General features: G+C 65.0%; 12 protein-coding genes. 9 read left to right on the top strand and 3 right to left on the bottom strand.

Annotated elements, in window-relative coordinates; genetic code table 11:
* Positions 1-23 precede the first annotated feature (23 nt).
* A complete protein-coding gene (locus MKCMC460_RS14975; RefSeq protein ID WP_236983667.1) occupies positions 24-1,199 on the bottom strand; it encodes a cytochrome P450 in 1,176 nt (391 codons plus the stop codon).
* A 544-nt stretch (positions 1,200-1,743) separates the two neighbouring features.
* Between MKCMC460_RS14975 and MKCMC460_RS14980 the strand changes: the two genes are divergently transcribed.
* Genes MKCMC460_RS14980 through MKCMC460_RS14995 form a run of 4 tightly spaced genes read left to right on the top strand, consistent with a single transcriptional unit; the run spans position 1,744 to position 4,927 of the window.
* Positions 1,744-2,973 carry a PPE family protein gene (locus MKCMC460_RS14980; RefSeq protein WP_289624806.1) on the top strand — a complete coding sequence of 410 codons (1,230 nt, stop codon included), beginning with the start codon at positions 1,744-1,746 and terminating at the stop codon, positions 2,971-2,973.
* 50 nt (positions 2,974-3,023) lie between these two features.
* Positions 3,024-3,323: a PE family protein gene (locus MKCMC460_RS14985; RefSeq protein ID WP_236983665.1), complete on the top strand. Its 300-nt coding sequence runs from the start codon at positions 3,024-3,026 to the stop codon at positions 3,321-3,323.
* A 10-nt stretch (positions 3,324-3,333) separates the two neighbouring features.
* On the top strand, positions 3,334-4,557 hold the full coding sequence (locus tag MKCMC460_RS14990) for a PPE family protein (protein ID WP_238304489.1): 1,224 nt from the start codon (positions 3,334-3,336) through the stop codon (positions 4,555-4,557).
* Positions 4,558-4,606: 49 nt separating this feature from the next.
* The gene (locus tag MKCMC460_RS14995; RefSeq protein ID WP_236983663.1) at positions 4,607-4,927 is read left to right on the top strand and encodes a DUF732 domain-containing protein; all 321 of its coding nucleotides are present in this window, start codon (positions 4,607-4,609) and stop codon (positions 4,925-4,927) included.
* Here MKCMC460_RS14995 and MKCMC460_RS15000 read toward each other — a convergent pair.
* Positions 4,924-5,967, bottom strand: coding sequence for a bifunctional 2-polyprenyl-6-hydroxyphenol methylase/3-demethylubiquinol 3-O-methyltransferase UbiG (locus MKCMC460_RS15000; RefSeq protein ID WP_236983661.1), 1,044 nt, complete (start codon positions 5,965-5,967; stop codon positions 4,924-4,926). The genes MKCMC460_RS14995 and MKCMC460_RS15000 overlap by 4 nt on opposite strands.
* Positions 5,968-6,018: 51 nt before the next feature.
* Positions 6,019-7,128 carry a phosphate ABC transporter substrate-binding protein PstS gene (gene pstS, locus MKCMC460_RS15005; protein WP_236983659.1) on the bottom strand — a complete coding sequence of 370 codons (1,110 nt, stop codon included), beginning with the start codon at positions 7,126-7,128 and terminating at the stop codon, positions 6,019-6,021.
* Between the two features lie 358 nt (positions 7,129-7,486).
* On the opposite strand from pstS, the gene MKCMC460_RS15010 reads away from it, so the two are divergent.
* The 5 genes from MKCMC460_RS15010 (at position 7,487) to MKCMC460_RS15030 (ending at position 10,378) form a co-directional block, all read left to right on the top strand.
* Positions 7,487-7,783 carry a DUF732 domain-containing protein gene (locus MKCMC460_RS15010; RefSeq protein WP_236983657.1) on the top strand — a complete coding sequence of 99 codons (297 nt, stop codon included), beginning with the start codon at positions 7,487-7,489 and terminating at the stop codon, positions 7,781-7,783.
* Positions 7,784-8,084: 301 nt separating this feature from the next.
* On the top strand, positions 8,085-8,384 hold the full coding sequence (locus tag MKCMC460_RS15015) for a PE family protein (RefSeq protein ID WP_236983655.1): 300 nt from the start codon (positions 8,085-8,087) through the stop codon (positions 8,382-8,384).
* 316 nt (positions 8,385-8,700) lie between these two features.
* Positions 8,701-8,997, top strand: coding sequence for a WXG100 family type VII secretion target (locus MKCMC460_RS15020; protein ID WP_180913534.1), 297 nt, complete (start codon positions 8,701-8,703; stop codon positions 8,995-8,997).
* Positions 8,998-9,047: 50 nt separating this feature from the next.
* Entirely contained in the window at positions 9,048-9,332 is a 285-nt protein-coding gene (locus MKCMC460_RS15025; protein ID WP_083111340.1) for a WXG100 family type VII secretion target, read from the top strand.
* A gap of 143 nt (positions 9,333-9,475) precedes the next feature.
* Positions 9,476-10,378, top strand: coding sequence for an ESX secretion-associated protein EspG (locus tag MKCMC460_RS15030; RefSeq protein ID WP_236983653.1), 903 nt, complete (start codon positions 9,476-9,478; stop codon positions 10,376-10,378).
* Positions 10,379-10,593 lie beyond the last annotated feature (215 nt).

Below are 10,593 nucleotides of genomic sequence, written 5' to 3' on the forward strand. Positions count from 1 at the left end.
ACTGCGCCGGGTTTGCTCCTCGATCAAGCCCAGCGCAGCGGCAACGCCTTGAGCGCGAAAGACTTCGACGGGAAATTGATTTCGGGCGTGTAGCCCGAGGGCAGGTCGAAGTCGGGAATCCGGTGCAGCCATTCGGCGATGACCACGGTCAGTTCCATCCGCGCCAGGTGCGACCCCAGGCAGCGGTGCGGTCCACCACCGAATCCCCAGTGCCGGTGCACTTTTCCGTCCATCACCAGCTCGTCGGTCGACCACGCGTCAGCGCCGTCGCGGTTGACCGCGGCCATGCACAACCGCACCTGAGATCCCGGCGGCAGGGTCATGCCGCCCACGTTCACGAACTCGGTGACGATCCGGGGCGCCACCGGCGCCGGCGGTTCCAATCTGATGATTTCTTCGATGAACACCCTGATCTGTCTGGGGTCGTCACGTAGCTGGGCTCGGAGCGCGGGGCGGCGGGCCAGTTCGAACAGGCAGAAGCCGATGATCGCCGTCACGGTATCCAGGCCGGCCAGGATCAGCAGGTGAGTCATGCCGAGCACCTCGAGGTCGGAGAATGCGTCGGGGCCGGTCATCACCCGTGACATCAGGTCCGAACCCGGGTGCTGCCGGCGCTGCAGCACCGCTTGCTGGAGGTATTCGAACAGCGCGACCTGGCCCTCGGCGAGTTCGGCCGGGGTCAGGTTGGGCTTGTCGCCGATGATCACGTCTTTCCAGCCGATCAAGCGGTCACGATCCTGCAGCGGCAGTCCGTACAGGTCGAGAAACACTTGGAAGGGGTACAGCCGGGCGAACTCGGCCATCACTTCGCAGCCACCCCGGGCGGCGATCTCGTCGATCATCTCGACCGCGTGCCGTACCAGCACCGGCCGGGACTTGCTCAGCCCGTACGGGCTGAAATACGGCTGCAGAATTTTCCGGTATCGAGTGTGCTGCGGTGGGTCGAAGGCGAGTGGGAGCACCGGCATCGGGTTACCGGGGGGCTGCAATACCGTCGACGAGAAGACTTTCGGATTGCGCAGTGCGGCAAGCACATCCTCACGCCGGGTCAGATAGTAGTAACCGTTCATGAAAACAACTGGGCCGGCGTCCCGTAGTGTCTTCCATCCGACGCCTCGGTCCTCGGTGAACGGCAACGCCGAATACTCCAGCCGGGGCAAATAGAATCCGCTGGTTTGGCCGTAGCCCGGATTAGTCATTCGGTGGGAATCTTTCTTTTGCGACTGCCCGTTCGGGTCGGTGTCCGCGATCGCCGCCGGAGTCGGCGTCCCGGCGCGGTCAGTCTACGGTTCGCCGGGTAGATCCGAACCGCGTCGAGGTGGTCGCAGGGACACGCACGAAGGTTCGTCCCGGTTATGCCCTCGCCACCGTTGGCGACCGAGAGCGACCCTGCGCCACCTCGCGGACCGGGCGGCCGCGTTTTTGCAGGTGAATTCGCCCGCGCCGAACATCGAATTTAACGGCGTCTTAACAGAAGTTTGCGGGGAATGAATAGTTGGCATCGTCGGCGTCGAGAGCCCCGTGCGCCGATTAGAGTCTCGTATGAGTGCGAGGCCGGACGTGTTAGCAACGGACGAAACCGTGATAAATGGCCGACGACGATCGTCCAATACGCGCGACGGACGATCTGCTACGCGGCAGGGGCGGCGCAACACTCCACGATTTCCCGCAGCAACGTGGCTGCATACGAGCGCGAGATAAGAACAGCCAAGACCGACACGCGTGGCGGTTGAGGAGGGGTTGGTGTTTGACTTCGGCGCGTTGCCGCCCGAGATAAATTCGGGACGGATGTACAGCGGTCCCGGGTCTGCTCCGATGATCGCGGCGGCTTCGGCCTGGGACGGGGTCGCGGCCGAATTGAGCTCGGCCGCTTCCGGATACAACTCGGTGATCACGGAGCTGACCAGCTCGCCGTGGCTGGGGCCGGCTTCGCAGGCAATGATCTCGGCGGTCGTGCCGTATGTCGGCTGGCTCAGCGCGGCAGCGGTGCAGGCCGAGGAGACCGGAAACCAGGCCCGCGCGGCCGCGGCCGCATACGACACGGCGTTCACCATGACGGTGCCGCCGCCGGTGATCGCGGCCAACCGGGTGTTGCTGATGACGCTGGTCGCGACCAACTTCTTCGGGCAGAACACCCCGGCGATCGCCGCGACCGAAGCGCAGTACATCGAGATGTGGGCGCAGGATGCGGCCGCGATGTACGAGTACGCGGCGTCGTCGGCGAGCGCAACCGAGTTGGCGAGTTTTGTCGAACCGCCCAACACGACGACGCCGGACGCGGTGCCCGGCCAAGCCGCTGCGGTCAGTCAGGCCACCGCTACGCCCGCCGCCGACGCGGTGCAGACCACCGCAACGCAGCTGGTGTCCTCCGCCGCGGTACCGCAGGCGCTGCAGCAACTCGCCGCGTCACCGGCTGCGGCCATCGAACCGAACTTCGTCTGGAACACCATTCAGAACTTCCTGACTTATGGCCTTCCGACGCCGTTGAACAACTACACCGGTCTGACCCCCGCCAACTACACCGCGGTGGTCAGAGCGCTGCAGGCCTATTTCGGGGTGGGCCTGGCGGCGTTCGGAACGCAGATCGAGCAGCAGTTGTACAACGGTCTGGGAACCACAGCCGGTGCCAGTGGTGCCTGGTATCCGACACCCCAGTTCGCAGCCCTGGGCGCCGGCGGCTGGCACTTCCACCCGGGCGCCGGACTGTCGGCGAGCGTCGCGTCCTCGGGCAAGATCGGTGGCCTGTCGGTGCCGGTGAGTTGGACCAACAATGCGGGTACCGCCGCAGGGTCCGGCGCGAAGGTGGTCAGCGCCAACTTCACGGCCACACCGGCCGAGGCCGGCCCCGCCGGCGCGGTGAACTCCGGCGCCGGCATCCCGCTTGGCTCGCGCAACGCCCAGCGAGCCGGAAACATGGGCGTACGCTACGGATTCCGCTACAGCGTGGTCACCCGGCCACCGTCCGCAGGTTAAGTCTCGCGACCCGAAACCCGAGTGCCAGAAACTAGTTGAGGAGAAATCGGATGTCCTATGTGACGACGCAACCGGAAGCGCTGTCGGCCGCCGCCGGTACCCTGCAGGGGATCGGCGCCGCGATGAGTTCACAGAACGCCGCGGCCGCCGCGCCCACCACAGGAGTCGTTCCGGCCGCCGCCGACGAGGTGTCGGCACTGACCGCGGCGCAGTTCGCCGCGCATGCCCAGATGTATCAGGCCGTCAGCGCCCAAGCTCAGGCAATACACGAATTGTTCGTCAACACCCTGGGCGTCAGCTCGGGGTCCTACGCGGCGACCGAGGCGGCCAACGCGGCCGCGGCCGGTTAGGAGTCAAGACATGGCAACGGATTTCAGCTTGCTACCGCCGGAGGTCACCTCGGCGCTGATGTATTCCGGCCCGGGTGCGTCGTCGTTCGTGGCAGCGGCCTCGGCGTGGAACGCGCTGGCCACCGAGCTCACCTCGACCGCGCAGGGTTACGAGGCAGTGCTCGACCAGCTGGCCGGCGAAGAATGGCTGGGGCCGGCCTCGTCGACGATGGTGCAGGCCGCGCTGCCCTACGTGTCCTGGCTGACCACCACCGCGTCCTCAGCTGAGAGCGCCGCCGCCCAATCCCAGGCGGTCGCGGCCGCCTTCGAGACGGCATTCGCCTCGATCGTGCCGCCGCCGCTCGTCGCGGCCAATCGGGCCGCGTTGGCCCAGGCTGTGCAGACCAACCTGCTGGGTCTGAACAACGGGGTGATCGCTCAGCTCGAAGCCCAATACGCGGACATGTGGGCGCAGAACTCCGCGACCATGCTCAACTACGCCACGGCGTCGCAGGCCGCGAGCAAGCTCACGACGTTCACCGAGGCCCCGACGATCGTGAACCCGGGCGGGGCCGCCAGCCAGGCCACGGCTGTCGCCGCGGCTCAGGCTGCGCCGGCAGCGTCGATCCAGGAGAGTCTGCAAAGCTTCTTCAACCAGGTCACCGCCCAGCTCGGAGCGCTCGGAACCCCGGCCAGCACGACTTCGCTGGTGAACTCGATCGGAACCAGCAACCCGATCCTCACCGAGCTCTGGTTCCTGCTGACCGGGCAGACAACTCTGCCGACGAGCTTGGGCAACTTCCTCAACGGCCTCCAGCCCTACGCCAGCTTCTTCTACAACACCGAAGGTCTGCCGTACTTCAGCGTCGGTATGGGCAACTCCGGTGTGCAGATCGCCAAGTCGGCAGGCCTGCTGACCAGCGCGGCACCGGCCGCGGCGGCCGTCCCGACGCCACCGATCAGCGCAGCTATCGGCGGCGCCGGCGGTCAGGTGGCGGCCGGCCTGGGCAACGGCGCCCACATCGGTCACCTGGCGGTGCCGGCCTCGTGGCCGGGGGCGTCGGCGGCGCCGACGGTGCGTCCGGCTGTGCAGATGGTCAGCGAACCCATCGTCACGGGCGCGTCCGCGGGCGGCAACGGCAATGTGCTCAGCGGCATGCCCGTCTTCGGGGCCGGGAATGGACGCGGCGTCGGCGCCGGTCCCCGGTACGGATTCAAACCGACGGTCATGCCCCGTCCCATGTCGGCCGGCTGAGCGTCCCCGACATCAACACTGCACGCGACCGCCAAACCAGGAGCCAACATTGACCGCCCGCATGCTCGTCGTGGCTGCCGTCCTGCTCGGTTCATTGAGCACGGCTGCCACCGCTCATGCCGACTCACTGGACAACAAGTTCCTCACGTTGCTGCAGAACGAGGGCATCAGCGATCACATATCGCCCAGCCACGCCGTGGAGGCGGGCCACATGGTCTGCACGAAACTGGAGCAGGGGATGACGCCGACCGAGGTGGCCGCCGACGTGTTGAACAGCAGCTCCATGCCGGCCTATCACTCCGGCTACTTCGTGGGGGCCGCCATCGAGGTTTATTGCCCGCAGTTCGACCCGCCAGAGGCCAAAAACTAACCGCCTTTGCGGTAGACGAGCCAACGCAACTCGATCGGTGACTCCTGCGGCGCGACGTCGAAGAGGTCGAGGCCGTTCGCCCAACCCGCGAACCAACCGGTGGGCGGCCAAGCGCCTGCGGGCAGATGGTTTTTCTCGTACTCGGCGGCAGAGTCGTCGGACACCAGCTGCAGCGGCAGCCCGGTAACCGCGCTCGCCATCTCGTCGCGAGTGAAAATCATGGTGTTGCATTGCTGTCCGAGCTGCACAGCGGCGTCGTCGGGAACGTAACCCGGGCGCGGCAGAAACGCGTTGAACACCAGATGCCCGCCGGGGGCCAGGCAATCGGCAGCCAGCTCGAGAACGCCCCGAAGCTCATCGGTGGTCCGGAACTCGGGCACCACCTCGGAGACCACGATCAGCTGATAGTCGGTGCGGACGCCATCCATGGTGTCGAAAGCGTCGCTCTCGATGACGTGTACGTTCAGCGCAGCCCGCTCGGCTTCGGCGCGAATGATCTCGGCGAACTTCGGGGTCATCTCCACCGCATCCACCGGGTGACCGCGCCGGGCCAGGGCGAGCGAGTTGCGGCCGGTGCCCGCCCCCACATCGAGCACCGGGAAGGCCGCCGGATCGGTTGCCCGCCGAGCCAGCTCCGATACCCGCGCGTCGGCTTCAGCCCCGAACAGCGGACCTTCGCGTGAGCCGACCCAGGTGTCGTAATCGCCTGCGACCGTAAGCCATTCGGCCGTCACCCGATAGTTCATACCGATCCCGAACGGGGCGTGGTACGAGATGACGATGTTGGACCGCTGCGAAGCGCTGAAGGCGCGGTCCAGCTCGGTCTGCAGCATGGTCCGCAGTTGTGCGGCTTCTTCTTCCGTCTGCTGCGCGCCCACGCTCGCGAAGATGTTGTTGCACATCTGCACGTACTCGTCGATCAACGCTGGAACTGCCGGCACGCTGATCTGGCCGGCGGCGACCGACCGGCGATGCAACCGTCGCGTCATGGCTGCGCGCAGCACCGCCGGATCGAACGAGCGCTCGGGCGGATCCTCCATGAGACCCTTCTACCCGACCAGATGCGGCGAAACCACTTCTACCGTCCGGGATTACGAGATGGCGTTCACCGCGGTGGACAGCCGCTGCTTGAACGCGTCCGGAATGGGAACGTACCCGTGGTCGGCCAAACCGTTCTGGCCCACGCCGATTGTGCTCTGCAGGAAGGCTTTTACCGCCGCGGCGACCTCATGGTCGGGATACTTCGAGCACACCACCTCGTAGGTCGCCAGCACGATGGGGTAGGAGTCGGGCTGGCTGGGCCGGTAGAACGAGATCGTGTCCAGGACCAGGTCGTTGTTCTTGTTGACGATCCCGGCCGCGGCGATGGTCTTGGCCACCGAGTCCGCGCTGATTGCCACCGGGTTCGGGCCGGCCGATGTGACGATCTTGGCCATGCCGAGCTGGTACGCCTGAGCGAACGACCATTCGTTGTAGCTGATCGCCCCTTCGGTGCGTTTGACGGCGGCCGAGGTGCCGTCGTTGCCCATGGCGCCCTCGCCGACACCACCCAGGAACGTCTTGCCGGCGCCCTTGCCCCAGGCGCCGTCCGAGGCCGTGTCGAGGTAGCGCTGGAAGTTGTCCGACGTGCCCGACTCGTCGCTACGGAACACCACGTGAATTCGCTGCGCGGGCAGCGTCACGCCCGGGTTCAGCGCCGCGATAGCAGGATCGTTCCACTGGCTGATGGTTCCGTTGAAGATTTTGGCCGCCGTCGGGCCGTCCAGCGACAACGAGGTGAGGCCGCTGACGTTGTAGGTGATGGCCACCGGCCCGAACACCACCGGCAGGTTCCACGCGTCGGAGCCGCAGCGTGGCCGTGCGGAGTTGTATTCGTCCGGGGTCAGCGGCGAGTCGGATCCGGCGAAATCGGTTTGGCCGCCGATGAACTCGCGGATGCCGGCGCCCGATCCGTTGGCCGTGTAGTCCAGCGTCTTGTCGCTGCAGGCCTGTTCGTAGGCCTTCACGAACCGAGTCATCGCATTGACCTGGGCCGTGGAACCGCTGGCTTTGAGTGCCTTGCGCCCGCCGCAGTCGACGCCGACCGCGGGTGCATTACTCGATGCGCTGGGCGCGCTCGCCTTGTGGTCACTCCCGCACCCGCAGATCACCAGCGGTGACAACGCCACAGCCACCCAGGCGCCAAAGCTTCTCAGGTTCAATTCAGTTCCTCGAATTCAGTCGACTGGCCGCCCATATCGTCACTGCAGTTCGGTGCCGGTCAGCCCGGTTGAACCATATTTCAACTGTGGTGCACGGAGAATTAACGAGCCATGACATCCAGGAATCGCAAGGGTGAATGGAATCTGAGGGATTCGAGGGTGCCAACCTGCCGCGAAGTGGACGGTGGGTAAACAGCACATGTACAGCTGCCCGTCCCGCTGGAACTGCGGCTCACTACCGGAGAAAATCGGTGGTTGACAGCTCACTCACACGGACGCGGTCCGCTGGGCTGTCGTCAGCATGTCGTCTATCTCTGGAGTCTCCGAAATGTCTTTGCGCCCGCTTAGGGTCGTCGTGATGTTCCTGGCATTGCTCGGCGCTCACACGGTCCCCGTCGCGCACGCTGACTCCGTCGACGACAGATTTCTGGCACAGCTGCGCTCGGAAGGCATCACCGACCACATCTCGAACGCACACGCCATCGAAGCGGGCCACTTCGTGTGCGTGAAACTCGACAACGGAATGTCGCCCAACGACGTGGCCACCGATGTGCTCAACAGCAGCAGCATGCCCGCGTATCACTCCGGATACTTCGTCGGCGCCGCCATCGATGCGTATTGCCCGCGTCACAAGGAGAAATTGGGTTCGTCCTAAAAGGCGACTTTCCAACTGCGAGATTCTTTTCCGGCGGCTCGATTCCAAGAGGCAAAAGTGCACGTCAACCCCACCATCTGGGCAGCTGCGGGGACGCCGTCCGGGGCATTGCGCAACGTGCCTCGGTTGATCGATGCCGAAGTTGGTCGGGCGCTGTTACTGTGTCGTTACAACGGACGTTTTCATATTGCCGTCGAGTGAACAAATCCCGACTATGCAGCGTTGGGGGCGACCTCGCGCCGCGCAGTCCTCTACTCTCTTGCGAGAGAGCGTGCTGGGATGATTTGAGGGAGGAAACAGCATGTCGTTCGTGTCCACACAGCCAGAGGCGCTGGCCGCTGCGGCCGGGAATTTGCAGGGCATCGGCACCACCATGAGTGCCCAGAACGCCGCCGCCGCGGCGCCCACCACCGGAGTGGTTCCCGCTGCCGCCGACGAGGTGTCGGCGCTGACCGCGGCGCAGTTCGCGGCGCACGCGCAGATGTACCAGGCCGTCAGTGCGCAGGCGGCTGCGATTCACGAGATGTTCGTGAACACCCTGACCACCAGTTCGGGTTCGTACGCGGCTACCGAAGCCGCCAACGCAGCCGCAGCCGGCTGACCGATCTGGCAGATGTTGCGAAACGGGTCAGCTTCGGACTCAGGTCCGACAGCGTCGTTTCGCTGGGCGGTGATTCCGGAGTCGAGTGGCTTGGTCGGAGGCCCTCACTGCGGATCACCTGCATACGCCGTCAACGCGAACAACGGGGTTCGGGTTCGACACCTTTCCGGCCGTGACGCAGCCCGGTGGCCGCCGGCTGACGGAAAAGGGGGTTCTCCGTAGTTTTCCCGGTCGGCGGTTACATCCGTGTGGCGCTGATCGGCCATCGCGTTGTTACACATTCAACAAACCACTGAATTAATCAAGGAGACAGCAAGTGGCTACACGCTTCATGACCGACCCGCACTCGATGCGGGCGATGGCAGGCCGTTTCGAGACTCACGCTCAGACCGTCGAGGACGAGGCGCGCCGGATGATGGCGTCCTCGCAGAACATTTCCGGCGCCGGCTGGAGTGGTCTGGCCGAGGCCACCTCGATGGACACCATGACCCAGATGAACCAGGCCTTCCGCAACATCGTCAACATGCTGCACGGCGTTCGCGACGGACTGATCCGGGACGCCAACAACTACGAGCAGCAAGAGCAGGCCTCCCAGCAGATCCTCAGCAGCTAGCCACTCACGCCCTAGCTGCGTAATCTTTCAAACGTTAGGAGAACATCAGAATGACCATCAATTACCAGTTCGGGGATGTCGACGCCCACGGTGCGCTCATCCGCGCGCAGGCCGCCAACCTGGAGGCCGAGCACCAGGCCATCGTTCGCGATGTGCTGGCTGCCGGTGACTTCTGGGGCGGCGCCGGTTCGGTGGCTTGCCAGGAGTTCATCACCCAGTTGGGTCGCAACTTCCAGGTGATCTACGAGCAGGCCAACGCTCACGGCCAGAAGGTTCAGTCCGCCGGCAGCAACATGGCGCAGACCGACAGCGCCGTCGGCTCCAGCTGGGCCTAGATAACCGAAACCTGCGGGCGCGGCAGCACACCAAGCAAGACGGTGTGCTGCCGTGTCCTGCAGTCAACTGGAAGTACCACCGGTAATACAACGGAGGTCGCACAATAAGACCACCGAGGAACGAGAAGGGGCACTGAGTAGGGATGGATCAACAGAGCACCCGCACTGACATCACCGTCAACGTCGATGGCTTCTGGATGCTTCAGGCGCTGCTGGATATCCGGCACGTTGCGCCCGAGCTGCGGTGCCGGCCCTACGTGTCCACCGACAACAACGACTGGCTCAACGAGCACCCGGGCATGGCCGTGATGCGTGAGCAGGGCATCGTCGTGGGCGACGAGGTCAACGAACACGTCGCCGCCCGCATGAAGGTGCTCGCCGCGCCCGACCTCGAGGTGATCGCGCTGTTGTCCCGCGGCAAATTGCTGTACGGCATCGTCGAAGACGAGAACCAGCCGCCCGGGTCGCGCGACATCCCCGACAACGAATTCCGGGTGGTGCTGGCCCGGCGGGCACAGCACTGGGTCTCGGCGGTCCGGGTTGGCAACGACATCACCGTCGACGACGTCGTCGTCTCCGACAGCGCCTCGATCGCGTCGCTGGTGCTCGACGGCCTCGAATCGATCCACCACGCCGACCCGGCGGCGATCAACGCGGTCAACGTGCCGCTGGAGGAAATGCTCGAGGCCACCAAGTCCTGGCAGGAATCCGGATTCAACGTCTTCTCCGGCGGCGACCTGCGCCGCATGGGCATCAGTGCCTCCACCGTGGCCGCGCTGGGGCAGGCCTTGTCCGACCCCGCGGCCGAGGTCGCCGTCTACGCGCGCCAGTACCGCGACGACGCCAAGGGGCCGAGCGCGTCGGTGCTCTCCCTGAAAGACGGATCCGGCGGACGTATCGCGTTGTATCAGCAGGCGCGCACGGCCGGATCGGGTGAAGCGTGGCTAGCTATCTGCCCGGCCACGCCGCAACTGGTCCAGGTGGGAGTGAAGACCGTTTTGGACACCCTGCCGTACGGCGAATGGAAATCGCACAGCAGGGTTTAACAGCGCCGTTACGAAAATCGCAGTACAACAACAACTTTGAACATAAAATGCGAGGTGGATGCCGACACGGCATACTGCTTTCAGCAACGGGTTGCAAAACTAAAAACCAACACGTCAACCACAACTCATACGCGCGAGGCGAGGCAAATGAAATTGGAGTCAGTCCAGCCGAAGCTCCTTAGGGGCGGCGGCGTGACAGGAGCCCCGGCAATCGT

Source organism: Mycobacterium sp. 20KCMC460, from assembly GCF_022179425.1.
In the GTDB taxonomy this organism is placed as follows: domain Bacteria; phylum Actinomycetota; class Actinomycetes; order Mycobacteriales; family Mycobacteriaceae; genus Mycobacterium; species Mycobacterium kiyosense.